Origin of the sequence: Methylobacterium nodulans ORS 2060 (genome assembly GCF_000022085.1) — a bacterium.
Classification (GTDB): domain Bacteria; phylum Pseudomonadota; class Alphaproteobacteria; order Rhizobiales; family Beijerinckiaceae; genus Methylobacterium; species Methylobacterium nodulans.
On the sequence record NC_011894.1, the window covers coordinates 965,881 to 992,519 of the forward strand.

General features: G+C 66.0%; 29 protein-coding genes and 1 pseudogene. 23 read left to right on the top strand and 7 right to left on the bottom strand.

The genetic code is table 11. The annotated features are described in order from the left end of the window. Positions 1 to 4: 4 nt before the first annotated feature. Positions 5 to 724 (top strand): maleate cis-trans isomerase family protein, encoded by a 720-nt coding sequence (locus MNOD_RS04290; RefSeq protein ID WP_015927611.1) that lies wholly within the window; start codon positions 5 to 7, stop codon positions 722 to 724. 108 nt (positions 725 to 832) lie between these two features. Here MNOD_RS04290 and MNOD_RS04295 read toward each other — a convergent pair whose 3' ends face one another. Continuing rightward, positions 833 to 1,735, bottom strand: a complete 903-nt coding sequence (locus tag MNOD_RS04295; protein ID WP_015927612.1) for a LysR family transcriptional regulator — start codon at positions 1,733 to 1,735, stop codon at positions 833 to 835. 113 nt (positions 1,736 to 1,848) lie between these two features. On the opposite strand from MNOD_RS04295, the gene MNOD_RS04300 reads away from it, so the two are divergent. The 14 genes from MNOD_RS04300 to MNOD_RS04365 all read left to right on the top strand — a co-directional run bounded on the left by MNOD_RS04300 (position 1,849) and on the right by MNOD_RS04365 (position 14,642). Then, complete coding sequence (locus MNOD_RS04300; RefSeq protein ID WP_015927613.1) at positions 1,849 to 2,520, top strand: RraA family protein; 672 nt, start codon at positions 1,849 to 1,851, stop codon at positions 2,518 to 2,520. A gap of 17 nt (positions 2,521 to 2,537) precedes the next feature. After that, positions 2,538 to 3,746, top strand: a complete 1,209-nt coding sequence (locus MNOD_RS04305; RefSeq protein ID WP_015927614.1) for an aminotransferase class I/II-fold pyridoxal phosphate-dependent enzyme — start codon at positions 2,538 to 2,540, stop codon at positions 3,744 to 3,746. A gap of 26 nt (positions 3,747 to 3,772) precedes the next feature. Further along, positions 3,773 to 4,576, top strand: coding sequence for an ABC transporter substrate-binding protein (locus MNOD_RS04310; RefSeq protein WP_015927615.1), 804 nt, complete (start codon positions 3,773 to 3,775; stop codon positions 4,574 to 4,576). A gap of 151 nt (positions 4,577 to 4,727) precedes the next feature. Further along, the gene (locus MNOD_RS04315) at positions 4,728 to 5,426 is read left to right on the top strand and encodes an amino acid ABC transporter permease (protein ID WP_015927616.1); all 699 of its coding nucleotides are present in this window, start codon (positions 4,728 to 4,730) and stop codon (positions 5,424 to 5,426) included. A 2-nt stretch (positions 5,427 to 5,428) separates the two neighbouring features. After that, a complete protein-coding gene (locus MNOD_RS04320) occupies positions 5,429 to 6,139 on the top strand; it encodes an amino acid ABC transporter permease (protein ID WP_015927617.1) in 711 nt (236 codons plus the stop codon). Beyond that, complete coding sequence (locus MNOD_RS04325) at positions 6,136 to 6,864, top strand: amino acid ABC transporter ATP-binding protein (RefSeq protein WP_015927618.1); 729 nt, start codon at positions 6,136 to 6,138, stop codon at positions 6,862 to 6,864. Before MNOD_RS04320 ends, MNOD_RS04325 begins: the two co-directional genes overlap by 4 nt. 67 nt (positions 6,865 to 6,931) lie before the next feature. Then, complete coding sequence (locus MNOD_RS04330; protein ID WP_015927619.1) at positions 6,932 to 8,188, top strand: Glu/Leu/Phe/Val family dehydrogenase; 1,257 nt, start codon at positions 6,932 to 6,934, stop codon at positions 8,186 to 8,188. Between the two features lie 279 nt (positions 8,189 to 8,467). Next, entirely contained in the window at positions 8,468 to 9,856 is a 1,389-nt protein-coding gene (locus MNOD_RS04335) for an MFS transporter (protein WP_015927620.1), read from the top strand. Between the two features lie 42 nt (positions 9,857 to 9,898). After that, complete coding sequence (locus MNOD_RS04340) at positions 9,899 to 10,324, top strand: acetyl-CoA carboxylase biotin carboxyl carrier protein (RefSeq protein WP_015927621.1); 426 nt, start codon at positions 9,899 to 9,901, stop codon at positions 10,322 to 10,324. 32 nt (positions 10,325 to 10,356) lie between these two features. Then, entirely contained in the window at positions 10,357 to 11,709 is a 1,353-nt protein-coding gene (accC, locus tag MNOD_RS04345) for an acetyl-CoA carboxylase biotin carboxylase subunit (RefSeq protein WP_015927622.1), read from the top strand. Beyond that, positions 11,699 to 12,364, top strand: a complete 666-nt coding sequence (gene pxpB / locus MNOD_RS04350) for a 5-oxoprolinase subunit PxpB (RefSeq protein ID WP_015927623.1) — start codon at positions 11,699 to 11,701, stop codon at positions 12,362 to 12,364. The genes accC and pxpB overlap by 11 nt, the downstream gene beginning before the upstream one ends. Beyond that, positions 12,361 to 13,350, top strand: a complete 990-nt coding sequence (locus MNOD_RS04355) for a 5-oxoprolinase subunit C family protein (RefSeq protein ID WP_015927624.1) — start codon at positions 12,361 to 12,363, stop codon at positions 13,348 to 13,350. Before pxpB ends, MNOD_RS04355 begins: the two co-directional genes overlap by 4 nt. A 41-nt stretch (positions 13,351 to 13,391) precedes the next feature. Further along, a complete protein-coding gene (locus tag MNOD_RS04360) occupies positions 13,392 to 13,793 on the top strand; it encodes an acetyl-CoA carboxylase biotin carboxyl carrier protein (protein ID WP_015927625.1) in 402 nt (133 codons plus the stop codon). An 81-nt stretch (positions 13,794 to 13,874) separates the two neighbouring features. Then, on the top strand, positions 13,875 to 14,642 hold the full coding sequence (locus MNOD_RS04365) for a LamB/YcsF family protein (RefSeq protein ID WP_015927626.1): 768 nt from the start codon (positions 13,875 to 13,877) through the stop codon (positions 14,640 to 14,642). A gap of 824 nt (positions 14,643 to 15,466) precedes the next feature. On the opposite strand, the gene MNOD_RS04370 is transcribed toward MNOD_RS04365, so the two are convergent. Beyond that, on the bottom strand, positions 15,467 to 16,801 hold the full coding sequence (locus MNOD_RS04370) for an IS1182-like element ISMno8 family transposase (protein ID WP_012631188.1): 1,335 nt from the start codon (positions 16,799 to 16,801) through the stop codon (positions 15,467 to 15,469). Positions 16,802 to 16,894: 93 nt separating this feature from the next. Here MNOD_RS04370 and MNOD_RS04375 point away from each other — a divergent pair. Further along, positions 16,895 to 17,148, top strand: a pseudogene (locus tag MNOD_RS04375) (hypothetical protein). A gap of 2 nt (positions 17,149 to 17,150) precedes the next feature. Further along, positions 17,151 to 17,501, top strand: coding sequence for a hypothetical protein (locus MNOD_RS04380; protein WP_015927627.1), 351 nt, complete (start codon positions 17,151 to 17,153; stop codon positions 17,499 to 17,501). Between the two features lie 190 nt (positions 17,502 to 17,691). Here MNOD_RS04380 and MNOD_RS04385 read toward each other — a convergent pair whose 3' ends face one another. Both MNOD_RS04385 and MNOD_RS04390 read right to left on the bottom strand, forming a co-directional pair. Next, positions 17,692 to 19,098, bottom strand: coding sequence for an amino acid permease (locus MNOD_RS04385; RefSeq protein ID WP_015927628.1), 1,407 nt, complete (start codon positions 19,096 to 19,098; stop codon positions 17,692 to 17,694). A 101-nt stretch (positions 19,099 to 19,199) separates the two neighbouring features. Further along, positions 19,200 to 20,660 carry a PucR family transcriptional regulator gene (locus MNOD_RS04390; RefSeq protein WP_015927629.1) on the bottom strand — a complete coding sequence of 487 codons (1,461 nt, stop codon included), beginning with the start codon at positions 20,658 to 20,660 and terminating at the stop codon, positions 19,200 to 19,202. Positions 20,661 to 20,813: 153 nt separating this feature from the next. Between MNOD_RS04390 and MNOD_RS04395 the strand changes: the two genes are divergently transcribed. Both MNOD_RS04395 and MNOD_RS04400 read left to right on the top strand, forming a co-directional pair. Beyond that, positions 20,814 to 22,196: an NAD(P)/FAD-dependent oxidoreductase gene (locus MNOD_RS04395; RefSeq protein WP_015927630.1), complete on the top strand. Its 1,383-nt coding sequence runs from the start codon at positions 20,814 to 20,816 to the stop codon at positions 22,194 to 22,196. A gap of 42 nt (positions 22,197 to 22,238) precedes the next feature. Further along, positions 22,239 to 22,580, top strand: a complete 342-nt coding sequence (locus tag MNOD_RS04400) for a cupin domain-containing protein (RefSeq protein WP_244424661.1) — start codon at positions 22,239 to 22,241, stop codon at positions 22,578 to 22,580. Positions 22,581 to 22,701: 121 nt separating this feature from the next. On the opposite strand, the gene MNOD_RS04405 is transcribed toward MNOD_RS04400, so the two are convergent. The 3 genes from MNOD_RS04405 to MNOD_RS45645 all read right to left on the bottom strand — a co-directional run bounded on the left by MNOD_RS04405 (position 22,702) and on the right by MNOD_RS45645 (position 23,981). Continuing rightward, a complete protein-coding gene (locus tag MNOD_RS04405; RefSeq protein WP_015927632.1) occupies positions 22,702 to 22,992 on the bottom strand; it encodes a hypothetical protein in 291 nt (96 codons plus the stop codon). 94 nt (positions 22,993 to 23,086) lie between these two features. Then, positions 23,087 to 23,647: a hypothetical protein gene (locus MNOD_RS47905; protein ID WP_015927633.1), complete on the bottom strand. Its 561-nt coding sequence runs from the start codon at positions 23,645 to 23,647 to the stop codon at positions 23,087 to 23,089. Between the two features lie 25 nt (positions 23,648 to 23,672). Further along, entirely contained in the window at positions 23,673 to 23,981 is a 309-nt protein-coding gene (locus MNOD_RS45645) for a hypothetical protein (protein ID WP_244424839.1), read from the bottom strand. 600 nt (positions 23,982 to 24,581) lie between these two features. Here MNOD_RS45645 and MNOD_RS47910 point away from each other — a divergent pair. From MNOD_RS47910 to MNOD_RS04430, 4 genes are all read left to right on the top strand, one after another. Beyond that, the gene (locus MNOD_RS47910; RefSeq protein WP_198157580.1) at positions 24,582 to 24,737 is read left to right on the top strand and encodes a hypothetical protein; all 156 of its coding nucleotides are present in this window, start codon (positions 24,582 to 24,584) and stop codon (positions 24,735 to 24,737) included. Then, complete coding sequence (locus tag MNOD_RS04420) at positions 24,709 to 25,731, top strand: tyrosine-type recombinase/integrase (protein ID WP_198157581.1); 1,023 nt, start codon at positions 24,709 to 24,711, stop codon at positions 25,729 to 25,731. Before MNOD_RS47910 ends, MNOD_RS04420 begins: the two co-directional genes overlap by 29 nt. 247 nt (positions 25,732 to 25,978) lie before the next feature. Further along, a complete protein-coding gene (locus MNOD_RS41235; protein WP_015927634.1) occupies positions 25,979 to 26,239 on the top strand; it encodes a helix-turn-helix transcriptional regulator in 261 nt (86 codons plus the stop codon). 120 nt (positions 26,240 to 26,359) lie between these two features. Next, entirely contained in the window at positions 26,360 to 26,617 is a 258-nt protein-coding gene (locus tag MNOD_RS04430; RefSeq protein WP_157091381.1) for a helix-turn-helix transcriptional regulator, read from the top strand. Positions 26,618 to 26,639: the final 22 nt, after the last annotated feature.

The following is a 26,639-nucleotide window of genomic DNA, read 5'->3' on the forward strand; positions in this document are numbered from 1 at the left end:
GTCGATGCCCAGGACCAAGCGGATCGGATTGCTCATCCCTTCCACAAACACGGCCGTCGAAGCCGACTTCCAGCGGTTGAACCTGCCAGGCGTGTCCGTCCACGGACAGAGGCTTCATATCCCGGATGGCGTCATGGGCGAAGACGTCCTTGATCGCATGAACCAGGATCTCGACGAGGCCATTGAATCTTTGGCATCCGCGCATGTCGACGCGATGGTCTATGCCTGCACCTCGGGTAGCTTCTACAAGGGGGCGGGCTGGGATACGGATGTCATCACGCGCATCGAGCGGAAAGGGCTGCCGGCGGTGGCGACGAGCCCAGCCGTATCGGCGGCGCTGAGGCATGTCGGCGGACGGGCGATCTCGGTGGTCACGCCCTATCCGGAATGGACCAACAGACGCCTGAGGGATTACTTCACGTCGGAGGGATTCAATATTCTGGGCGTTGCCGGGGATCCGTCTGCTGCCGCCGGCGGACACAGCTTCATCAATGACCAGGACCCTGAGAACATCGTCGCCTTCGGCGAGAGGCATTGCGCACCTGAGGCGGATGTCCTCTTTTGCTCCTGCACGGCCTGGCGGTCATTCGAGGCGGTGCCGGAACTAGAGAAGCGTCTTCGGCGTCCCGTGATCAGCTCGAACCAGGCCACGGTATGGGCAGCTCTCCAGGCCGTTGGCTTCGGCGGCCACATCCGTAATGGAGGTCGCTTGTTCGCGACCTGAGAGCGCCTGGGCCTACCTCCTCTGCAAATCTGCCTTTCGACGACACGCGCACGCCGTGGCGAAACAGCGTGCCAAAGCATCCTCACGTTCCGGCCTCGTACAACCGCCTCAGGCCCAGCGGATCGGACGGGTGAAGTCGCAGGTCGCGCGGCTAATGTTTGAGATGACGTTGATGACGTTAGCGGCCTCATCGCCGCGGAACATTGCCACGTAGGTGACAGGAGGAAGCGGGGGGTCGGTCTCGATCACCCGCAGCTTGCCCTGCTCGATCAGGCCCCCGAAGCAGCGAAGCGGCAGATAGCTAATCCCGATTTCCGCAATCGTCAGCCCGACCATCGCGATCAGGCTGTTGCTGGTGAGCAGGCGCGGAAACTTGACCCCGCACTCTTCCAGCCATTTGCCGAAGACGAGCCCGGACCCCGACCGGTTGCCCTGCGTCAGGATGTTGAACCGGCCGAGCTCACTGAGCGGTACGATTCCGCGGTCGTGGAGCAGGGCGGGGCTGCACATCCATGCATTCTGGACGCTCGCCAGCGGCACGCTCTTGAATCCCGGTTGCCACAGGCTGTCCGGGACGACGATGAAATCCACCGTCCCGTTCCGGAGGCGCTGAAACAGATCAGAGCTCTGCTCGACTTCCGGCTCCAGCACGATGTTCGGATAAGCCGCGCGGATCTCGGCGACAAAGGCCGGCAGCCACGTCAACGCCGTCAGCTCCGTTACGCCGAACCGGAGCTGACGGATCGGAGCGGCTTGGCTCGACCCAACGGCGACGATCTGGTCTCGCAGGCTCAGCAACTCTTCGGCCAGGGCGAAGACCGCCTCCCCCTTGACGGTCAGGCGCGCGCCGCGCCGGTTGCGGTCGAACACAGCAGTCCCCAGGGATGCTTCGAGCTCCTGGATCCGCTTCGTCACCGCCGATTGCGTCGCATTCAGCCGCTCGGCCGCCTTCTCGTAGCTTCCCAGCACGGCAATCCAGCGCAGCGCCTCGAGTTGCTTCACCGTCGGCATATCCGCCTCTCCTCCAACGAGCTATTCGTTTTTTTTATATCAAAATTGTAAATTAAATCCCTTTTTTTCCACAAGTCCGACATGAGATGTCTACGGCATCGGAGGTTAGCGCGATGCCCAATCCAGTGCTGGTTTCCAGCGCCATTCCACCCGTCCTATCAAAGTCCGATGACAGGGCTCTTCGGGAGTTGGCCACACCCCTTCTCAGCGACAATTTGGATCGTCTGGTCGGGGTTACCGGCCTGCTTCGCTACAACGGGCGGGGTAAGCTTGTCGGCACGGCGCTGACCGTCAAGACCCGCCCAGGTGACAATCTCGGCATGTATGTGGCCATGACCCTGATGCAGGCAGGCCACGTGCTCGTCGTCGACGGCGGTGGCGATCGGAACAATGCGCTGGCCGGCGACCTGATGCGGGCCTACGCAGTCTCGCGCGGCTGTGCCGGCTTCGTCATCGATGGCGCCATCCGGGACGTGGCGGCGTTCGTGGCCGGCGACTTCCCCTGCTACGCCCGGGGTGCCGTCCATCGCGGACCCTACAAGTCAGGCCCGGCCCACATCAACGTGCCGGTCACGATCGGCGGGCAGGTCGTCAATCCGGGCGATGTGGTCGTCGGCGACGAGGACGGGCTCGTCATCGTCGCTCCAGACCGGCTGCCCGCGCTTATCGCAGGCGCAAACGCCAAGCTTCGCGCCGAGCAGGCCATCATGGCCGAGATCGAGGCAGGCGCACCGCACCAGAGCTGGCTGCACGGACTGCTCGACGGCATGGGCATCCAGGTTTGACATGGGGTAAGCAGATCATGACCGACATCGTCATTGCTCGCCGTCCGGCCAGCATCAAGCCGTCGCCCAGCATCGCTGCCCGGGCGCTAGTCACTCAGTTGCGCGCCGAGGGACGCGAGATCATCGATTTCACGCTCGGCGAGTCCGACTTCGATACCCCGCCCCACATCGTCGAGGCTGCCTACCAAGCAGCCCGGAGCGGCGAGACCCGCTACACCAGCTCGAACGGCACGAAGGCGCTGCGTGCGGCCATCGTCGGCAAGTTCGCCCGCGAGAACGGGATCGATTTCACGGAGGCCCAAGTCGTCGTCGGCTGCGGCGCCAAGCAGCTGATCCACGCTGCCTTCGCCGCCACCCTTGACGAAGGTGACGAAGTGATCGTTCCGACGCCTTACTGGGTGTCCTATCCTGATATGGCGGTGGTGAACGGCGGCGTCCCGGTCATCGTCCCGGTTGGTGAGGAGACTGGGTTCAAGCTTACCCCCGCGCTGCTCGGATCAGCGATCACACCGAGGGCGAAGTGGCTCGTCCTCAATTCGCCCAACAACCCCTCAGGCGCCGTCTACACGCCGGAGGAGATCGCCTCCCTCGCGGCCGTGCTCGAGCAGCACCCTCAGGTGATGCTCATGACCGACGAGATCTATGAGCATTTCGTCTACGACGGTCAGACCGCGGCGGCGTTCACCCGGGTTGCGCCGCAGCTCGCCGGCCGGACGCTCGTCATCAACGGCGTCTCGAAAGCCTACGCGATGACGGGCTGGCGCATCGGCTACGCCGCGGGCCCGTTGAAGCTCATTGAAACCATCACCCTCCTGCTCTCCCAGAGCACCACCTGCCCCTCCTCGGTGAGTCAGGCCGCCGCGGTCGCCGCCCTGAACGGTGACCAGAGCTTCGTTCGGGAGGCCAACGCCATCTACGAGACCCGGCGGGATCGCATCGTCGGCCTGCTCGACGCCATTCCAGGCATCACCTGCGCCCGTCCTGCCGGCGCTTTCTACGTCTATCCGAACGTCAGCGGCCTGCTCGGTAAGCGGACGTCGGATGGCACTACCCTCAATTCGGATCTCGATGTGTCGCTGTTCCTCCTGCAGGAGGCCGGCGTCGCGGTGATCGACGGCAGCTCCTACGGCCTGAGCCCGTACATCCGCATCTCGTTTGCCACCTCGCTCGACACCATTGATGCCGGTTGCGCGCAGTTCCGGCGCGCTGTCGAGAGCCTTGCCTGATCTCACGCTCCTCGGGAGACCCTATCATGAAGACCCTGACGCTCAGCCTTGTGGCACTCCTCTCGCTCGGAGCCGTCTCGGCCCGGGCCGACCAGCTCGATGACATCAAGAAGCGCGGGACGTTGGTCTGCGCCACCCTCGGCACCACGGAGCCGTTCAGCTTCCAGGATCTGACGACGCGCCAGACCGCCGGCTACGACGTCGACTTCTGCAAGGCGATCGCTGATGCCCTTGGCGTCAAGCTCGAGCTGAAGCTCGTCGCCGTCGAGGCCCGCATTCCTGAGCTGTCCCAAGGACGCGTCGACGTGGTGGCGGCCAATCTCGGTTACACCCCCGAACGCGCTGAGCAGATCGACTACAGCGACTTCTACTACGTGAGCCAGCAGAAGCTGCTCGCCCGGGACGCTGAGGGGTTCAAGGCCGCCTCCGACCTCGGCGGCAAGCGCGTCAGCGCGATCAAGGGCTCGACCTCGGAATTGGCGGTCAAGAACAGCATCCCGAGCGCGCAGACCGTGACCTTCCAGGACGCTCCCGCCGCTTTTCTGGCGATGCAGCAGCGCAAGGTTGCCGCCTTCGCGGCCTCCGAGATCATGCTGGTGAAGTTCCGCAGCCAGGCTGGGACCGGCCTCGAGATCCTTGAGCCGTCGCTGATGCGCGAGCCCTGGGGCATCGGCGTGCGCAAGGGCGAGAAGTCGCTGCTCGCCGCCGTGAACAAGGCGCTCTTAGACCTCGAAGCCTCGGGCAAGGCTGCCGCCATCTTCACGAAATGGCTCGGCGCGGACTCGCCCTACCATCTCACCCGCGAATTCAAGATCGAGCCGCGCAGCTAGTGCACAGACGCCGACGAACGCACCACGCGGTCGTTCGCTAAGTTGCTGTATAAACAAAAGAAATCGCGCTGCACGGTGTGCCTTCTGTTGGCGTCAGCTCTAGTAGAGCTGGCGGACACGATGGGCGGCTGCGAGGAAGGGAGGTGAGGGTATGGGCTACGCGCTTGATTTCTCGAGGGTTCTCACTGCCGATGGCGGGGCGTGGATTTGGCGGGGCCTTCTGCTCTCCCTCGCCTTGACACTGCTGGCTGGCAGCATTGCCTTCGGCATCGGCACACTCCTGGCTGTCGTGCGGGTCGCGGGCAACCGCTGGGTCGAATGGGCAATTGCGGCCTATGTCGAGTTCCAGCGCAACGTGCCGATGCTCGTCCACATCCTGTTCTGGTACTTCGGCGTCGCGGCACTGTTGCCGGATGCCATTGCCGATTGGGTTAACGACCACAACAGCGAATTCTTGTTCGCCGCCATCGCCATCGGACTGTGTATGGCGGCCTACATCTCCGAAGATCTACGCAGCGGTTTGCGTGCCATTCCCAAGGGTCAGTACGAAGCGTCGCAGTCCCTGGGCTTTGGCTATGCCGAGACGATGCGGGTGATTGTGCTGCCGCAAGCGATGCGCGTCTCGCTGCCCGCGTTGGTCAACCAGACCCTGCTGCTCTTCAAGAACACCAGTCTCGCCATGGCGATCGGGGTGGCGGAGCTGACTTACCGGACGCGAGAAATCGAGAGCGCGACGTTCCGGACGTTCGAGGCCTTCGCGATCGCGACGGCGCTGTACCTCATCCTGTCCTTCACCATCATGGCAGTCGGCTCGCTTCTCGGCCGGCGCCTGGACATTGCGAGGCGCTGATCATGTTGGACATTGCCCGCTCAAACTGGCAGCTGCTGCTTATCGGACAGTTTCCGAACGGCCCCCTCGGCGGCCTGGCGATGACGTTGATCCTCGCTGTGTCGGCCATCGCCGCAGCCTTCGTTATCGGGACCCTGATCGCTCTGGCGCGGACGAGCGGCCACGCGGTTCTCCAGTGGCCAGCCACCGTCCTGGTTTACGTCGTGCGTGGCCTCCCACCGGTCATGGCGGTGTTCTGGGCCTACTTCGCCCTGCCTGCGCTAATCGGTCGGCCGATCCCTGGGTTCTGGACCCTCCTGGCCGCTCTGATCCTTTACGAGAGTGCCTATCTCTCCGAGATCCTGCGCGCTGGCATCCGGGCCTTGCCAAAGGGACAGTTCGAAGCCTCACGGGCGCTCGGCATGGGTTATCTGCAGACCACCCGCGATATCGTGCTGCCGCAGGTCTACTACACCATGCTGCCCAGCATGGTCAGCCAGTTCGTCTCCACGATCAAGGAAACTTCGCTGGGCTACATCATCGCTGTGCAGGAGCTGACGTTCGCCACAAATCAACTAAACAGTCAGCTTCTGACACGGCCTTTCGAAGTTTTCATGCTATTGGCGGTCATTTACTTCGCCGTATGCTCCACCCTGACTTCGGGCGCTCGTCTTCTGGAGCGACGCACCACGAAGCTGCGGAATGCTCCAGTTCTGGCAATGGAGGCAGCATGATCACGATCGAGAAGGTCAACAAGTGGTATGGCACATACCATGCCTTGAAGAATGTCGACGCCAAGGTATCCGCAGGATCGGTTGTAGTTGTCTGCGGACCATCAGGCTCCGGGAAATCGACCCTCATCCGAACGATCAACCGGCTCGAGCCGATCAACGACGGAAGGATTATGGTTGGTGACATCGATGTTCACGCCGCGCACGGCAAGGCTGTCAACCAAATCCGCAGCCGCATCGGCTTCGTATTCCAGCAGTTCAACTTATTTCCGCACCTCAGCGTACTCGACAACGTGGCCGTGGCGCCGGTCAGGGTGCTCGGCCAGTCTTGGGATGAAGCGCGAGAGCGGGCGAGGAGCCTCCTGACACGGGTCGGTCTCGGGGCGCGCATCGACCGCTACCCGCATCACCTCTCGGGAGGGCAGCAGCAGCGTGTCGCCATCGCTCGGGCACTCGCGATGCGACCGCCGGTCATGTTGTTCGACGAGCCAACATCCGCGCTCGATCCGGAGATGGTTGGCGAGGTGCTCCAGGTCATGAAGGATCTGGCCGCCGAAGGAATGACGATGGTCTGCGTAACCCACGAAATGGGCTTTGCCCGCGACGTAGGCAGCGAGATCTGGTTCATGGATCATGGCGAGATCATAGAAACTGGCACGCCTACGGGCTTCTTCACGGCCCCTCAATCCAATCGTGCAAAGAAGTTCCTCGCGGAAATTCGGCACTAACCTTCGGTCTAAACCGATCAAATCCCTGATCGTGTGGCCTGATTAACAGCATCGGGAGCGAAGCGTTATGTCTACTTACAGCGGTCCTGTGTTCGAGATGGCTCATCGCCAGTTCGAAACCATCCCCGACTACATCGAGATCCCGCATCATGAGCGGCCGCGCATTCTGATGCCGAAGCGCGCCGTCACCGTGGCCTGCCCGATCCACCGCGACGACGGCACGGTCGCCGTCTTCGAGGGCTACCGGGTGCAGCACCACCTGACCTTCGGACCCACCAAGGGCGGCACCCGCTACGCTGCCAACGTCGACCTCGGCGAGATCGCCGCGCTCGCGATCTGGATGAGCTGGAAATGCGCGCTCGCCGGTCTACCCTATGGCGGCGCCAAGGGCGGCATCGCGGTCGACCCCTACTCCCTGTCCAAGCGCGAGCTCGAAGCTCTCTCGCGTCGCTACATGCAGGAGATGATCCCGTTCGTCGGCCCCCACACCGACGTGCCGGCGCCCGACATGGGTACCAACGAGCAGGTCATGGCGTGGTTCATGGACACCTACTCGATGTACCAGGGCAAGACCGTCACCGAGGTGGTCACGGGCAAGCCGGTCTCGGTGGGCGGCACCGTGGGCCGCCGCGAGGCGACCGGACGCGGGGTGGCCCATCTCGTCGGGCGCAGCCTGGAGCGTCTCGGGATCAGCCCGCAAGGCGCCACAGCCATCGTGCAGGGCTACGGCAATGTCGGCTCGGTCTCGGCCCTGACGCTCGCCGAGATGGGCGTGAAGATCCTCGGCGTGAGCGACCACACCGCCTGCTACTTCGACCCCAAGGGTCTCGACCTTGCAGCGATCGAGGAGCACGTGGCCCGGCGCGGGGTGCTCGTCGGCTACTCGACCGAGGCGGCCTTCGACCCCGCCGAGCTGCTGGTCCAGCCCTGCGACATCCTCATCCCCGCCGCCGTGGAGCGCGTCATCGACGCCGAGGTCGCGGCGCGGCTGAAGTGCCGCATCCTGGCGGAGGGCGCCAACGGGCCGACGACGCCGGAGGCGGACGGTGTGCTGGATGCGCGGGGCGACGTGTTCGTGCTGCCGGACATCCTGTGCAACTCGGGCGGCGTGATCGTCAGCTACTTCGAGTGGGTGCAGGACATCCAGCGGCTGTTCTGGGAGGAAGACGAGGTCAAGCGCCGCGCGAACCAAATCCTCGACCGCGCCTTCCACCAGGTGCTGGAGCGCGTCGAACGGGACGGCGTCTCGCATCGCATGGCCGCGATGGCGATCGGCGTCGAGAAGGTCCGGGACGGCAAGCGCAAGCGCGGCCTCTTCCCGTAACCGAAAGCCGGCACCCGCCGGAGCCTGGCTTAAGCGGAAGGCCGTCCAAGGGCGGCAGCGACTTGGCATTCCCAGACGGAATAAAAAATTATGAGATTAAGTCGTTTTATTCTTGCTGGAATCCGTGACATGCTTCACGGATCGCTGCTCGCTCGCTGCCAGCACTGTGGCCGGGCATGAACGGGGCCGCGAGCCGTCCGGAGCCTTGAGGCCCGCGACCTGCCTGCCGGCCCGCTACGCCACGCCGCGGACCAGCCCCCTTGATGGAGACGGTCACCCATGTCCCTGCCACATCGTCCACCCGCGTCGTCCACGCGCCTCGACCGCCTGCCGGTCGGGTCGTTCCACAAGCGCCTTCTGGTGCTCGTGGGGGCGGGGCTCTTCTTCGATGCCTTCGATATCTACCTCGCCAACTCGGTCTTGGGCGCACTGGTCCAGACCGGCTGGTCGAGCATCGGCCAGAACGCAACCTTTCTGTCCGCGACGGCCTTCGGCATGCTGCTGGGTTCCGTCCTTGCCGGCGTGCTCGGCGACCGCTACGGCCGAAAGTTCACCTACCAGTTCAACCTCGCGCTGTTCGGCCTCGCGTCGCTGGCCTGCGCGGCCGCGCCGTCCATCACCTGGCTCATCGGCGCGCGCTTCCTGACCGGGGTCGGGCTCGGCGCCGAACTCGTCATCGGCTACGGTCTCCTGAGCGAGTTTGTTCCGCCGTCGCATCGCGGGCGCTGGGCCGCCCTCCTGTCCTGCATGGCGCAGTTCGGTCTCTTCGCCGCGACGCTGACGAGCTGGGTTGTCATCCCGACGCTCGGCTGGCGCGCCATGTTCGTCATCGCCGGCATCGGCGGCCTCGTCGTCTTCGTTATGCGCAAGAACATCCCCGAGTCGCCGCGCTGGCTGGAGGAGCAGGGCCGGACGGCCGAAGCGGAAGCAATCGTCCGGGCGATCGAAGCGGAGGCGGGCGCGAGCCCGGCCGTCGCGCCCACTCCCGCCGGGCCGGCCTCGCCGGCCGTCGCTGGGCCGGTCCGCCCGTTCGAGCGCCGCTTTCGCCGGCCGCTCGCCCTCGGCGCCCTCACGCAGATCGTGCAGAGCGCGGCGATCTACGGCTTCGTCGCTTGGGTGCCGACCTTCCTGCTCCAGCAGGGTATCCCGATCAACCAGTCGCTGGGGCAGTCCGTGCTGATGTCGTTCGGCGGTCCGGTCGGCGCCCTTCTGGCCTTCCTGCTGAGCGACCGGATTGGCCGCAAGGCTGCCATCATCGGCGGCTCGGTCCTGGCAGCCATCGTCGGCCCGCTGTTCGCGCTCGCCGGCTCGCAGGCGCTCGCCACCGGGCTGGGTTTCGTGATGTTCTCGCTCGTCTACTTCCTCGTCTCGGTGATTCAGGCCGGCTACCTGCCGGAGCTGTTCCCGACGCAGGTGCGCATGCGCCTCACCAGCCTCGCGGTAACCGCCGGCCGCCTGACCTCGATCGCGACGCCCTTCCTCGTCGTCTTCCTCGTGCAGGCCGGCGGCATGCTCGCGGTCGTGACCGTCGTGGCCCTGCTCCTGCTGCTCCAGGCCGCCGCAATGGCCGTGATCGGCGTCGAGACCAACCGCCGGAGCCTCGAGGAGATCGCGTCAGACGCGGCCGCAGCCCCCGACACGGCCGCCATGGCGCGGCCCACATCGTAGCCGGGCCGGCGTACGGATCGCCGCAAAGGAGTGAGAGACGGGATGGACCTCACCAGGATCAAGGCCCTCATCGACGTCATGGCCGCGTCGCCGATCGCCGAGCTCGAACTGTCGGAGCCTGGCACACGTCTGCGCCTGGTCAAGGGTCCTGACGCTCCCACGGCAGCGGGTTCCCCCGCCCCCCAGGAGAGTCCGTCCCCGGCGGCCCCGCCCGAGCCGGTGGCCCCGCTGGAGCATATCGTCACTTCTCCGATGCCCGGAACGGTCTATCTGTCGGTCTCCCCGGGCGCACCGCCCTTCGTGACCGTCGGCGAGACGGTCGAGGCCGGACGGACCCTGGCGCTCGTAGAGGCGATGAAGACCCTGACGCCGGTCACGGCGGATCGCGCCGGCGTGGTGGCCCGTGTGTTCGTCGACAACGCGACGAGCGTGCAGGCGGGCGATCCCCTGTTCGCGTTCGCCGCATGAGCGCCGGCGCAGAGACCGGAGGTCGGGCCAGGATGTTCGAAACGCTCCTGATCGCCAACCGTGGCGAGATCGCCCTGCGCATCCAGCGGGCCTGCCGCCTGCTCGGAGTGAGAAGCGTCCAGGTCTACTCGGAAGGCGACCGGGGAGCGCCCTATCTCGACACGGCGGACGAGGCCGTCTGCATCGGGCCGGCTGCCTCGCGGGACAGCTATTTGAGCATCCCGCGGCTGCTGCTGGCCGCGGAGGCGACGGGGGCCGAGGCGATCCATCCCGGCTACGGCTTCCTGTCCGAGAGCGCCGCCTTCGCCGAGGCGGTCGCGGCGGCGGGCTTGATCTTCGTCGGCCCGCCCGCATCGGCCATCCGGCTGATGGGCGACAAAGTGGCGGCGAAGCGGGCGATGCGGGAGGCCGGCGTGCCCTGCGTGCCGGGCGGCGACGGCCCGCTGCCGGACGATGCCGCCTGCCGCGCGCTCGCCGAGGACATCGGCTATCCGGTGATCGTCAAGGCGGCGGGCGGCGGCGGGGGACGCGGCATGCGCGTCGTCCGGGCCGCGCAGGATCTCGCCGAAGCCGTTGCCACGACGCGCGAGGAAGCAGGACGGGCCTTCGGCAACCCCACCGTCTACATGGAGAAGTTCCTCCAGGCGCCGCGGCACGTGGAGATCCAGGTGCTTGCCGACGCGCATGGCGACGCCGTCTGGCTCGGCGAGCGCGACTGCTCGCTCCAGCGCCGGCATCAGAAGGTGGTCGAGGAGGCGCCGGCGCCGGGCGTGCCGCGGGACCTCATCGCCGCGGTCGGCGCGCGCTGCGCCGAGGCGTGCCGCCGTATCGGCTACCGCGGCGCGGGCACCTTCGAGTTCCTGTACGAGGCGGGCGAGCTCTTCTTCATCGAGATGAACACGCGGGTGCAGGTCGAGCATCCGGTCACGGAGCTCGTCACCGGCATCGACATCGTCGAGGCGCAGCTGCGCATCGCCGCTGGCGAGCCCCTGGCTTTCCGGCAAGAGAATATCGCCTGCCGCGGGCACGCCCTCGAGTGCCGCATCAACGCCGAGACCCCGTTCGACTTCCGCCCCTCTCCCGGCCGCATCCTGCGCTGGCGAGCGCCCGGCGGGCCCGGGATCCGCGTCGAGACCCATGTGGAGAGCGGCTACACCGTGCCGGCGCATTACGACTCGATGATCGCCAAGGTGCTGGCCCACGGGGCCGACCGGGCCGAGGCGCTGCACCGGATGCGCGGCGCGCTGCGCCAGGTGGTGGCGGAGGGGATCGCGACGAACCTGCCGCTGCACCGCGCCATCATGGACGACCCGGGCTTCACGGCGGGCGGGGTCGGGATCCACTACCTCGAAGACTGGCTCGACAGGCATTCCGATGACGGCTGACGATCCGAGGCTGCGTGTCAGCGCGATGGGAGACGGCGCGCTCCTCTGTCAGGTGGACGGACCGCTGGACCAGGCGATCCAGGAGCGGTTCTGGGAACTTGCCGAGGCGGTGCGGGCCCGGCCCGGCGTCACCGAGACCGTCGTCGGCATGAACAACCTTCTGGTCCTCTACGACGCGCTCGGCACCGAACCCGGGGCGCTGGAGGAGGCGCTCGTCTCACTCTGGGCGGTCGCGCCGCCCGGTCGCGCCTGCGGCGCGCTCGTGGAGATCCCGGTTGTGTATGGCGGCCCGGGCGGCCTGGATCTTTCCGCCGTCGCCGCGGCCACGGGCCTCTCGCCCGAGGAATACGTCCGCCGCCATGCCGCAGCGACCTACGTCGTGTTCGCACTCGGCAGCATGCCGGGCTTCGCCTATCTGGCCGGCCTTGATCCGGCGCTCGCCGTGCCACGGCGCCCCACGCCGCGGACGGCCGTCGAGGCCGGTTCGGTCATCGTCGGCGGCGTCCAGGCCGGGGTGATGCCCTGCACCGCCCCATCGGGCTGGCACATCATCGGCCGCACCCCCCTCGCGCTGTTTGACCCGGCCGGACAGCCTCCCACCCTGCTTGCGCCCGGCGACCGGGTGCGCTTCGTCGCGCAGGAGCCGGCGCCATGATCGAGATCGTCGCGCCCGGCCCCCTGGCGAGCGTCCAGGATCTCGGCCGGAGGGGTCACCGGGCGATCGGCGTCGGGGTGTCCGGCGCGATGGACCGGCTCGCCCTGTTGGTGGGCAACCTCCTGCTCGGCAACGATGCGGGAAGCGCGGGAATCGAGTTCACGCTCGGTGCATTCCAGGTGCGGTTCGAGCAGGCCATGGCTTTCGCCCTGACGGGCGCCGATTGCGGGGCGACCCTCGACGGTATCCCCCTGCCGCCCTGGTGGTGCGGACGGGCCGAGGCCGGGCAGCTCCTCGCCGCCGGTCCGGCCCACACCGGCATGCGCGCCTATCTGGCGGTCGCCGGCGGGCTCGATGTCGCGGCGGTGCTCGGCTCGCGCAGCACCGACCTCAAGGCCGGCTTCGGCGGCCACCAAGGCCGCCAGCTCACACCGGGCGACCGGATCCCCTGCCTGGCGCCGGAACCGGAGGCCGGCCGGGCCGCGCGGTTCCCGCCCGCCGGTTTCGGCGTCCTGCCGCCCGAGCTGGTCCTGAGTGACGGGCTGGATGCAGCGGAAACTGCCGTGCGGGTGATCCCGGCGGCGGAGTACGGCATCTTCATGCCCGAGGCGCAGGAGGCGTTCTGGAGCGCGGCGTGGCAGGTCCACCCGGACAGCAACCGCATCGGCTACCGACTCACCGGCCCGACCCTCGCCGCCCGAGAGGCGCGGGAGCTCCTGTCGCACGGGATCGTGCCGGGCGTGGTCCAGGTCCCGCCATCCGGGCAGCCGGTGATCCAGATGAGCGACGCGAATACGGCCGGCGGCTACCCGAAGATGGGCGTGGTGATTTCCGCGGATCTGCGGCGCCTCGCGCAGCTCCGGCTGGGCGGCACGCTCCGGTTCGTGCGTGCCACCCAGGAGGAAGCGGTGGCGGCGCTGCATCGGGAATCCGCCTATGTCGCGCGCATCGCGCGCCTCGCGAAGCTGGCGACCCAGGTCGTGTGACAAGCCCTATGGGCATCCTGTGATGCGCAACGGAGTGGTGAATGGACGCGAACGAGATCCGCGACCTGGCCGAGCACGCTGCCGGCGCGGGGATCAGAATGGTGGAATGGGAGGCGGATGGCCTGCGCCTCGTGTTGCGGCTGGCGGCGCGGCCGGCGGCACCATCGGCGGACCGACCGGCAGATCCGGCGGATCAGCCGATCGTCTCGCCGGCCTGCGGCACCTTCCATGCCCGCCATCCGGCCCGGGCCGAGCCGGAGATTGCGGTGGGCGAAGCCGTGAGCCGCGGACGCGTTGTTGCCTTCGTGGTGGCGGGCCCCCTGCTCATTCCCGTCGTCGCCCCGGCCGCGGGCCGCATCGGCCAGACGCTCATCCGCGACGGAACGCGGGTCGGCTTCGGCGATCCCCTCGTCGCCTTCGAAATCACGCAGCCCTCCGCATAAGCCGCGCGCCGGCCGACGCACCGGCAGCACCACTCGATACTCCGCCGCTCCTGCGGTGCATCAGCCAACGGGACCCACGCGATGAAGCAGATCGACGTCAATTCGGACCTGGGCGAGGGCTTTGGCCCCTATAAGGCGGCGGATGACGAGGCGCTGCTCGACCTCGTCTCATCCGCCAATATCGCCTGCGGGTTCCATGCGGGCGATCCGGTCGTCATGGACCGGACCGTGCGCCTGGCCCTGGCACGGGGGGTCGAAATCGGCGCGCATGTCGGTTACGCCGACCGGCAGGGCTTCGGGCGCCGCCACATCGCCGTCGACCACCGGGAACTGGAGTTGATGACGCTCTACCAGCTCGGGGCGCTTCAGGCGATCGCTGACGCGGCGGGACAGCGGCTCACCCATGCGAACTTCCACGGGGCGCTCGGCAATCTGTCCTTCGTCGATGCGGACGTGGCCGACGCGCTCCTGCGCGCGGTCCGCACCTTCGACCGAGACCTGATCTTCCTGGCACTCCCGAATACCGAGGCCGAGCGCGCCGCAGAGCGCCACGGGCTGCGCGTGATCCGCTCCTTCCTGGCGGATCGGGCCTACGACTCGAGAGGGCTCCTCGTTCCGCGCGCCGTGCCCGGGGCCGTCGTGCGCGACCCGGACCGTATCGCGGCCCGCATCACGCGGCTCCTGCAGGACGGCACCGTCGAGACGATCGACGGAGGGACGATCCGGCTCGATGCGAGCTCGATCCTGGTGCACAGCGACACGCCAGGCGCCGTCACGCTCGCACGGATCGTGGTCCAGGCGATCAGGGAGGCCGGCGCCGAGATCGTGCCGCTGTCGCAGGCTGCATAGGCCGGATCTCTGCGCGCGGATACGGCCAGCGGGCGGGTCGAGCGGTGTCATCGAGGATCCCCGTCGGTCCCGGTCAGATCGGCCACACCAGCAAGCCGCTCGTCGCGACCGGCTCTCCGGGGCGTCGGAAGGCGCAGGAGGATTGGGAGTGAGCACGACGCCAAGGAGGTAACCGAACTGCGTCTAATCGCGAAGCTGTTTCGCGATCGGACCCCGAACGTGAACCTGTCGCCGCGCCGTCGACTATCCCGAACCCGCCCGGCAAGCACTAGGGCGGGCTTTTCTATTGCGTGAAACGTGCCACGCAGTCCGATCTCGGCCGATTTTGTTGAAAAAGTCTCTGATGCCCTTCAATGCCTCTATATGTAGCGGCTATCGCGACGCGCAGACCCAATCCTTTGTAGTTTGAGATCCGCTAACGAGCGCCGAAACGAGTTTTTCAACAATATCGGGTCATCTTCTCCCGTTCAGCACTGGAAAGCAGCCAGGAGACCTGATGCGGCTAAGGGTTAAGCCAGCCAGCTAAGAAGCTGTACGCAAATAAATTTGCTGAAAGATCAATAAGTTAGGCTCGAAGGGGCCGATGGACGTTGACCGGGAGGTTGAAGTCCAGGCTGTAGCGGTAAAGAAATGATTCGAGATGCCGAGAATACTTATCGGCGGATCGCAATGCTGCGGCAGTCATCAGCATGGGTGTGAAAGTAATTATTTCGCGTACAGATTCTTAGGGCGCCCGTGTCAACAACTAGGAGCCCGTCCGAGTAACGGGTTGATGCGTTGGGATTGAGGTTGAGATCTGGGCGGATGGATTCCGCGCCACAGGCTTAGCGCGCGGCCTGCGCCAGCTTCAGGAGGTTATGGGCGGTGCAGATCATCGCCCACTCGCCTCGGACCTGCTCAAGACCGCGCAGCAGGAACTGCCGAAAACCTCTGGCCTGCTTCATCTGCCCGAAGACCGGCTCGACCACCTGCTTTCTCAGGCGGTAGCGGCTCCGGCGCCCAGCCCGCTTCAGCCGCTGAGCCATCGCGCTCATCAGCGGCATCTTCGTCAGCTTGCGCCGTCCAGCCGCATGGGCCTCGCCGTGACGCGCTCGGCCGGGCGGCAGGTAGCCCCGGATCCGACGCGCCTGGAGCGCCGTCAGGTTCGCCTCGGTGGCAAAACCGGCATCGCCCGAGACCTCGCGCGGCTTGCGTCCGAGATGAGCAGAGACGTCGTCGATCAGCGGCACCAGGGCACGATAGTCGGCTGCGTTGGTCACGAGCCGCTGCGCCACGATCACCTGATGCGCCGCATCGACCGCGATCTGGCCATTGTAGCCCTGCACGAACCCGTCGCGGGTGGGCAGGATCCGGCTGTCCGGCTCGGTGAAGTTGCGCTGTGCCCGGTCGGGTGGGCCGCCGTCCTCGCCGCGCAGGGGCCGCCCCTGCCAACGCATGCCCGACGAGGCGCCCGGCCCGCTCTCGTCCTCAGGGGCGGGCGGATCGGCGGCCTCGGCTTCCAGGGCGGCCTTGGCGGCGCGGATCGCAGCAAGCCGCCGCTGCTTGTCGGCCATCCAGTCCGGCGTCTCGTCGCCGCGCCGATCCATTCCGTGCGCGCGGTCCTCAGCGGCATCCATCTCGGCAGCTTGGGCAAGCCACGCCTCGACCTCGGCCGCCAAGGCCGCTTCGGTCGTCTTCATCCGGCCGTAGCTCATCGCTTTGTGGCGCGAGGCATTGGCCTTCAGCTTGGTCCCGTCCACCGCCACATGAGCAAAGCCCACCAGCCCGGCCGCCTGGCACAGCCGCAGCACCTGCACGAACAGGTCCGACAGCGCCGCGAGATGACGCTTGCGGAACTCGGCGATGGTGCGGAAGTCGGGCCGGTTCAGGCCGGTCACCGCCATAACGTCGACCCGCTCCTCGCAGGCGCGGGCGAGTTGGCGCGAGGAGTACAGGCCGCGGCTGTAGCCGTAGAGCAGGAGCGCCACCATCATGCCGGGATGGTAGGGTGGATAGCCGCGCTCCTCGGTATAGGTGTCGAGGATGGCTGACAGATCGAGCGCCTCGCGCACCGTGTCGCGCACGAAATGCGCCATATGCCCGGGCGGCACGAACTCATGCAACGAGGGCGGCAGCAGCCAGCCTTGATCGACATCCCAGGAGCGAAACACCTTGGCCATGGGCCGAGTGAATCACCTCCGCGCCCCGCCGTCGAGACGCTTACTCGGACAGGCTCCTAGCCGTGACAACGCCGGGTAGCGCGGAGGCGAGCCATGGCGACGGCGACCACCTACCTGATCCAGACGTTCGAGATTAAGCAAAGCGTCTCGTGCCGGGCGCGCGCGATGTGGCGCCAACCGGGAGCGGCGCGCTCAAGCGGGCCGAGGCGATTGCGACCCGCAAGCCGGGCGCCGCGGCTCTCCAGATCCGGGCCAACAACGAGACCGGCGAGTTGGAGAGCGTCGTGATCCTCGGCCGCTTCGGCGAGGTGCCGGAGGACTTCGCCGAGATGGTCGCGGGCGGGTAGCCATGCGCCGCGGCCGCGACCGAGACGACGAGAGCGGTTCGCCCTCCACCACCGCCGAGTTGCGCGCCGAGGGCATCACCACAGTCGAGGTCTGCTGCCGACGCTTAGGCTGCGGGCACCGCGCCGTCATCGCGACAGATCGATTCCCGGATGATCTGCCCTCGGATCACTTTGCCTTCCGCCTGCGCTGCTCCCGCTGCGGTGCGCGCCGACCGGAGGTCCGCCGGGACATGCTCGCCCACTCTGCTCAGATCCACGCCGAGACCGGATGGGGCATGAGGGCGTCCGGCCCGCTGCCGGCGCATTACGAGGTAGTCGGCCGGGACGTGCCGTGGCCGGATGAGGAAGGCTGAAGAGAAAAGCCCCGCCGTGGCAGGGCCAGGCGGGGTTGGTCGGTTGTAGTTTCTGCCCGACGAGGAGGGCTCGGAGGCCTGCGAACTCTCGCGGGATCTTCCTCCCTCTCACGCGTGGGCCGCCGCGGTGCTTTTTGGCGTATGCGGCCCGGCGCGCGATCGGGCGTCGTTCGCCGGGCCGTGTTTGTCGTCAGGACACCAGCTTGCGCTCGCCGGCTGGCACATGGGCTCCCCTAAGGGACCCGCTTCTGACGAAGCGGAGAACTCCGAACGCTGCCAGGATCACCGCCACCGCGAACAGGCTCTGCAGCAGGCTTGCCCGGGTCGAGGGGTCGACTGCCATGCTTATCAGCACTGCGGCGAGCGCTCCGGTGACGAGTAGCGGCAACCAAGGATGGCCCCACATCCTGAACTTAAGCAGACCCTCTTGCTCCCAGTAGCGCCGGAGTCTGATCTGCGAGACGCAGATCATCAGGTAGACGAACAATATCACAGCCCCGGAGGAGTTGATAAGGAACTGGAAGACCGTATCCGGCCACAGCGCAGCGATAACAACGCACACGTATCCGACGACAGTGGAGGCAAGGACCCCTCTAACCGGTACGCCGCGCCGGTTGACCTGAGCGATCCATCGGGGTGCCTCGCCGTTCGAACTAAGCACGAACAGCAAGCGGGACGAGGTGTAAAGGCCAGCATTCAGCACGGACAGCACGGCGACCAGGATAATGCCGGTCAGCATGGTGCCGGAACCGGGGATGCCGATGGTGTCCAGGGTCGTCACGAAGGGGGATTTTCCTGGTACGACCGTGTTCCAAGGCTGAATGACAGCGATGAGGAATACGGACAGCACGAAGAAGGTCATGATGCGGAACATGACTGTGTTGACGGCACGCCGCACGTTGTGGACCGGTTCGGCGGACTCGGCGGCCGCAATGGTCGCGACTTCCACTCCGGTCATCGAGAAGATGACCACCACGACGCCGGAGAAGAGGGTGGCGATCCCGTTGGGAAAGAAACCACCATGTGCGGTGAGATTGCTGAATGAAGCTTTCGAGTCGGGCCAGAATCCGGAAATGTACATTCCCGCGATGGCCAGGAACACCACGATAGCTACGACCTTGATGCCCGCAAACCAGTACTCCGCCTCACCGAACGATCCCACGGACAGCAGGTTCACCACAGTCATGACGACCATCAGCGCCAACGAGATCGCCCATACCGGGACTATGGGAAACCAGCCGTTGATGATCTGACCGCCGACGACAGCTTCAAAGCCGACGACGATGACCCAGAAGTACCAATACATCCACCCGGTTGAGAATCCGGCCCAGTTTCCCAGCGCCATCCGGGAATAGTCGGTGAACGAACCGGTCGTAGGCCGGGCTGAGGCCATCTCGCCAAGCATGCGCATGATCAACATGACGAGCACGCCGGTAATCGCATAAGTAATGAAAGCGCCAGGTCCAGCAGAGTTGATGATGGCGCTTGACCCCACGAACAGCCCCGCACCGATCACACCGCCGAGTGAGATCATGGTAAGGTGGCGCGTCTTCAAAGATCTTTTGAGCCGAGGATCGTGCTCGGTCTGTAACGGCATGGGCCCCTCCCAGAGCAGGCTGTGGTTCTTGACAAACCGCAGACTATGGGAGCGCCAGACAGGCTGGATATTCGCTGTTGCTATAGGTTCAGCGTGATCCCTCATACAACGGTATGAGGGGCCTTGCCATCACTCGGTAGGATGCCCGCCGCGTAGCCGGCTTGCAGCGCAAGCCAAAAGGCCGCCGTCCCCGAGGTCGAAGCTGGCTTCAGCCCCGTCAGCTGCTCAATCATGCGCAGCCGGTAGACGAGCGTCTGCCGGTGAATGCTCAACTTGGAAGCTGTCACCTTCCAGCCGCCGTCGTTGGCAAGAAACGTGGCGAGCGTGCGCAGCAGTGACGTGTCGTGGTCGCGGTCGTACTCGATCAGCGGGCCCAGGTATCGATCGACCAGCCCTCGCGCCTCGGCGAGCGTCTTGGGTGCCAGGGCGGAGGAGGTCTCCCCCGTTCCGTATCTGACCAGCCGCACCTGGCTTTCGCGCGCCTGGGCGAGGGAGAGCCGGGCCTGATGGACGCTTTCCAAAAAATCGGCGCCGACGATCGGTCGACTGACCCCTGCTTTCGACTCCGTACCCAAGGAACTCATCATGGTCAGGATGAGATCTTCTCGATCTGGCATGACTGCGATCATGATATCGCCTTGCAGCAACAAGGGGCTGATCGAACGCAATTCCGGCGCATGGTGGATCTCTTGCGGCCCCCACGCCGCCGGTCCGGACGGGGCGATGGCAAGACTGACCAGCGAACCGTGCAGGCCCCGCCGCTCCAGCACCGCGCGAGCGGCAGCGAAATCGACCGCCCCGTTGAGGAAATCGCGCAAGAGGGTTTCCCCTTCGGCGCGGCGATTATCTCGCTCGATCGCCTGCTGCTCAAGCTCGACACCCACCAAGCCGGCCAGATAGTGGACCAGCAGCGGATCAATGATCGTGTGCTCCTTGCGGTGCCGCACCGTCAGGACGGCGCGCCCGCGTCCCGGGATATCCGCGGTTTCCGGCCGACCGCCGCCAGCCGGTGGCGGGCCGGATGAGGCGATGGGGCGGCCGCTCGCCAGATCCTGGATCTCCATGTGCCACTCCTCTCGTCTGCCGAGGGTCGCCAGCCGGCTCTCGAAACTCGTGCCATCGCGTAGTGCCGAGGTATACGACTGAAATAGCCGTTGGCTCGCCTCCAGCCGGTCTCGCTGCGATTGCAGCGCGCTCTCGATCACTCTGCGTGCAAGCTTGACGAATTCGAGTTCGAAGCTTGCCACGAGCACGGGGAACTTGCGTGCGTCCGCGGCGGCCAGCATTTTGTCCGAGATCTGGGGGGCGTCAGCCCGCGCAGCCACCACAAGCGCACTGACGTTGACCTCGGCCAGACGATTGAGCCAGTCGGCCTGCGCGACTGGATCCTCCGGAATGCCGGCGCCCGTCGTCATCACCAGATTGCCTGCGGCGACCCATCGCCACGGGTCCGGCAGGTCGCAGGCGTGCGCCCATGTCACGAGACGGTCGCCCCCCGCAGCGCCGGCCCGGAAAGCCAGCCCGAGGGTATCGATGGCGACGAGGCCGTTCACGGTGATCATCTGACGTTCGCAACCTCCGAGAATCCACGACGCTGTTCAGACAATCGTACGACAGCCTCGTCGTCACTTGTGGAACTGCGTCATGGACGCGCCGGTGCCACTGCCTTTACGTCCTGTGAAAATATCGAACACCTCCACATTCGGACGCCCGATATGTCAGTTACCCGGACCCTGGCTGCACTGCCCAATGTTCCACTTTGGCATGAAGATGCCGAGCGCCGGAAGGCGTTGGACTCCGATATCGACGCCGACGTCGCGATTGTCGGCGCAGGTTACACAGGCCTGTGGACCGCATACTACCTGTTGAAGGCCGACCCGACCCTGCGCGTGGTGGTCATCGAGCGAGAATATGCCGGATACGGCGCCTCGGGGCGCAACGGGGGTTGGGCGTCCGCAATCTTCCCGATCTCGCTGCAGCACGTCGCCAAGTCCTCCTCGCACGCTGCTGCGCTCGCGCTTCAGGCGGCCATGAACGACACCGTCGACGAGATCGGGCGTGTTCTTCGTGACGAGGGCATCGACGCCAACTACGTCAAACAGGGATTTCTGTCGCTGGCGAGGTCCTCCGCGCACCTCAGCCGCGCCCACGCCACCGTCCGGGCGTTCGCAGCGTTCGGCCTGCCAGACCAGTGGCGGTTTCTGGCTGCGCGAGACGCCTCGGCCATGGTGGCTGCCAAGGGAGTCGTTGGCGGGCTGTACACCGAGCATTGCGCGTTGGTCCACCCCGGCCGCCTCGTCCGCGGCCTCGCGCACACCGTCGAGGCTCTAGGTGCCCGCATCTACGAGAAAACTCCGGCAACAAGTTTCCATAGCGGCAGCGTCATCACCCCCGGCGGCAAGGTTCGCGCCCCCGTCATTGTTCGCGCGACCGAGGGATTCACGACCCAGTTCAAGGAGTATCGTCGCACCCTCATCCCGCTGTACTCGCTGGTGCTCGCCACCGAGCCTCTGCCGCAGCACCTGCGAACTGAGTTGAACCTCGACCACCGCATCGCCTTCAACGATATGCGCCATCTGCGTGTCTATGCCCAGGTGACCGCCGACGGCCGCCTGGTTTTCGGAGGCAGAGGCGCGCCCTATCACTTCGGGTCGAAGGTCTCCTCTGAGTACGACATCGTCGATGATGTCCATGAGAAGATCCAGGCCACGATGACCGAGTTCTTCCCCGCCCTGAGCGGAATCCGGATGACTCATCGATGGGGCGGTGCGCTTGGAGTTCCACGTGACTGGCATCCCTCCGTCGGACTGGATCGCGCCTCGGGGCTGGCATGGGCAGGTCAGTATGTCGGAGACGGTGTCGCGACAAGCAATCTTGCGGGACGCATCCTCCGCAACCTCATCCTCGAGCGGGATGAGGAGATCAACCGTCTGCCCATCGTCAACCACCGCTCGCCACAGTGGGAGCCGGAGCCCTTCCGCTGGCTCGGCGTGAACCTCGGACTCTGCGCCGCAGCCATCGGAGACGCTGAGGAGCGCCTCGCAAAGCGCCCCTCCCGAGTCGCTCACGTGCTGGAGTCATTGACCGGCGCACACTGACAACATTGCCCCCAGAGCTCAAAGGAGATCCAAATGACTGCTATGACCGTTATCAAGAGCGCTGAAGTTATGTCCGGCCATCTGCCCCCCGCTGGTCAACGGCCCGGCGCGGACAAAGGCGACCCGCAGCTCGGCCTGCTGAGGATCGCTCCGAACGCAAGCGGCAACATCGGCATCTGGGAATGTCAGCCCGGAGGATGGCCCGTCAACAATCGTCCCGACACCGAGGTGACGTTCATCCTGTCGGGCACCGCCACCATCACCGACGCCACCACCGGCACGGCCCACACCATCATGGCGGGAGACCTCGTCGTCCTGCCCCGGGGCTGGACCGGCCGTTGGGACGTCACCGAAACCGTTCGCAAGGTCTACGCCATCTACTGAACGCTCCGACCCATCAGCGTCCGCAGAGGGGCGCGATCGAACCGCATGACACGTTCCACTCAAGAGAGAAGCCCGCCACAGCAGGGACGGGCATGCTTGGTTGGCCAGGATCGATGGCTGGTCAGCGGTGGTGCGGGTCGCGGCGGGAGCCGCGAGGCTGGCCTTGGTGAGGCCCACGACCGCCTTCCTCCAGCTCTTCGAGGCGGTCGGTGAGACGCTCCAAGACGCTTCTCAGCTGGTCATTGTGCCGGGCCTTGTCCGACGCGGTGTCCTCGCGGATGGCCAGGGCCAGCTCCTTCACGGCATCCGTCAGATCGGCGATCGCAATCGAGTCGAGCACTGCAGTGCCAGCCACGGCGGCGACGTCCTTCGCAGTCTCTGTCTGGAGCGCTTCGGCCTTCTTCGCCTCCAACCGGTAGTCGAGCAGGGTCTTGATGAAGCCGTGCAGCGGGACGAGGAGGCCGGCGGCCGCGGCGGTGATCCCGACGACGATCGCCGGCTAGCTGTCAAAGGATACGCTCGAGTCGGCCACCAGCTCGCCTCCTCTTGCGCAGGCCGAAGGTGTCCTCGGCCGCCATGTCTGACGCAGCGCGTCCGGAGGAGTGCAGCTCGGCAAATGCCAATACGCTGTAGACCGCGATGCCGGTTGAGAGCGGTGGATAGGCCGCCGCGACGCCGGCCGCGGTCACGAGCCAGAACGCAAAGCCTGACATGCACCCGAGCGTCCGGATCAGCGACGTCTCCCGGCCGCGGCGGCCATTGATCCAGAGGGCGAGGAGGCGGGCCCCGCCCACCGAGACGGAGATCGTTCCGGCCGTGCGCTCGGTCACGCAGGACGCGATCACGCGCCATTCCGGGCCGACGAAGGTGGGCTCGGGGAGGAGCAGCACCCCCCCGAGCGTGATCATGATGAGGGAGAGCCACACCTCGGCCCAGCGGGTCTGGCCGTAGCGGACGGCTCTGCGGATGCGCTCGTTGATGGCCGGGTCGGAGTCGTACTGGATCATGGCGCTTCCGTGCCAAGGCGCGACATATGCCAGCCAGCAGTGCCGTGGGGGGATCCGCATGGCCGCCTCCGGGCTGCCGGTTGCATCAGCGCTTGACCACGCTCGGCAGGATGGCGCTGAGCTGGGCATCCTTCTGCTGGCTCGAGCGCGAGGAGCCGAGCCAGAAGGCGATGGCGGTGCCCAGCGCGAGGTTGGCCGCGCCATAGGCTTGGCTCAAGAGCTGGTAGACGCGCTCGGGGATCTCGCCCTGGATGAAGTAGAGCGCGCTGGTCAGCAGCGCCCAGGCGGTGAGGATCGCCAGCGTGACGATCGCCGGCATCGCGGCGGTCCAGTGTCCGACCGTTACTCGGCCCAGCAGGGCCATGCGGACCGCCAGCAGACCTGCCTGGCGCATCTGGCCCGCGACGCCGCCTAGGCGCTGGAGGCGGGCGGCGAGCCGGTGGCGCTGCGGCTCAAGCTGTAGCTGGAGACGGCCTTCGCGCTCGCCAGGTACGTCAGTCAGCCCAGGGCGAAGCGGACGTGCGCACGGTGGTCGCCACCGCCGCCTTCCAGTCCAAGGCGAGCCCCTTCGCCACCCTGCTCAGCACGATCACTGCCTGACAGCCGCCCACCTCAGACCAGAGCTTACGTTCACGAGGTCAGCGGAGGACCGATATGGGACCGGGCATGGGGAGCAGAATGTCGCGGGAGCGGCAGCTCAGGCGCAGAGGTGCTGGGTAGCGCTGTTACCCGTATCGTTACCCCGGTGCGAGTGCGGGGTTCGCCAATCTAAGCTAAGTCTTTGATTTGATTGGTGGGTGCACTAGGGCTCGAACCTAGGACCCGCTGATTAAGAGGAAGTAGTTCTAGATTTTGTGATCCGAAAAAACTCAACCACTTAGCTTGGTATGCTTTCTGTACCAATCACTTACAAGAAGCCATTAGTGGACATGCGCGTACATATGTGCTCGGATAATGCCATCCTGTGCGCGGACACAGTACGGACACGCATGCCATGGCAGCGCGCATTACCGAGACCCTGGTCAAGTCCCTCCCCTCCCCTGCTCGGGGCAACCGCATCACCTACGATACCGACCTCAAGGGCTTTGGCGTGCGTGTCACAGCGGCCGGGGCCAAGGCCTTTGCTCAATTACCGAGTGGATGGGCGTGAGCGCCGCTTCACCATCGGGAGCCATCCCGAGTGGTCGGCCGCTGCGGCCCGCAAGGAGGCGGAGAGCCTGAAGCGCCGGATCGACCGTGGCGAGGACCCGTTAGGACGGCGTCAGGAGACACGCCAGACCCCGACCATGGCCGACCTGTGTGCCCTCTACATCGAGCGGCACCTGCCGAAGAAGCGCCCCAGCTCGCAGCGCGACGACCGCGTCTTCATCCGCACCCTCATCCTCCCGAGGTTCGGACCCGAGAAGGTCACGGCCATGCGGCACGGGGACATCGAGGCCCTCCACCGCGAGATCTCTGCTCACGCCCCGTACCGCGCCAACCGGCTCGTGGCGCTCTTCTCGAAGCTGTTCTCCCTCGGGATCAACTGGGGACTGACGACGGAGAACCCGGCCAAGGGCATCGAGCGCAACCCGGAGCGGATGCGCACCCGCTACCTTGATGCGGACGAGCTGGCGCGGCTCCAGGCGGCCTTGGACACCTACTCCAGCCAGCAAGTCGCCAACGCCATCCGTCTGCTGCTGCTCACCGGAGCACGTCGCAGTGAGGTGCTCGCGGCCCGCTGGGATCAATTCAACCTGGAGAGCGGCGTTTGGACCAAGCCCGCCGCTTCGGTGAAGCAGGCGCGTGAGCACCGCGTTCCCTTGTCGGTTGCCGCCGTAGCGCTGCTCCAGGCAATGCGGGCCGAAGCCTCAAGCGCGTATCTCTTTCCCGGGAAGGCGGAGGGCCGGCCTCTCGGCGACATCAAGAAGGCCTGGGCGAGCATCTGCCGACGGGCCGGATTGGAGGACCTTCGGTTGCACGATCTGCGACACAGCTACGCCTCCTATCTCGCTTCGGCGGGCCACTCTCTCCCAACCATTGGCGCCCTGCTTGGACACAGCCAAGCGCAGACGACGCAGCGCTATGCGCACCTGCTCGATGACGCGCTTCGGCGCGCGACAGAGCACGTGAGTACTGTCCTAAGCGCCGGCCGCGGGCCGTAACAGACCCGTGGGTATATCCTTGATCCTTTACGGCCAAGCTTAATCTGCCACCTGCGATGAGCTGCATGCAAAGGGACGTCAACCTGCGGTCACAATGGCAAGACTGTTGACATGAGCGAAGATTCGGCACAGTGTACGGCTACCCAATGACAAGGAGGTCTAGGGTGCGATGGTCGCGGCCATCGGACCGGCCTCCTGTGCCCACGGTTCGATGGTGTCCAGGTTTCGGGCACGTGGACGGACTGTGATGGCAACGGATACGGTGGGTAAACGCGCAACGCTCGTCGACGATCTGCTGACGCGGGATGCGGCTGCCAGGCTGCTCGACGTCTCCCCGCGGACACTCGACCGCTGGCATCTCCTGCGGAGCGGGCCACCGCGCATCGAGATCGGACGGAAGATCCGGTACCGACTGAGTTCCATCAAGCGCTGGTTGGCCGATCACGAGGCGACCGACGTGCGGACACGGCAGCCCACCCCAGCCGAACGGCTCCGGTCCAGACGCTGAATCGTACAGTCCACGGCAGAGAGAAATTCTCAGCACGCGCTCTGCGCTGGACACGAGCGGACCACCTTGAGCCCTCGCCAGCAGCAAGAACGAGATGAAGTCAATTGCATGAAGTGTGACATGCCTCGCGACCGCCAGCCTGATCAGGCCTTCTCTCTGGTCCTCGCTTCCGACGAGGGCGACTGCGCCGCCCGGGAGTGGATGCGGGCGAATGACTTGATCAGCATCCAGGACTTTGCCGCGATGGCCGGCGTTTCGGTCCGGCAGGTCCGGCGCTGGCACGCGGCGGGACAGGGCCCCGAACGTGTCAAGCGAAGCCGTCAGAAGACGTACCGCCGGGCCCACGCCGAGGCGTGGATCGAAGCTCGCAACAAGTAGGGACCACCGGGATGCATGAGGC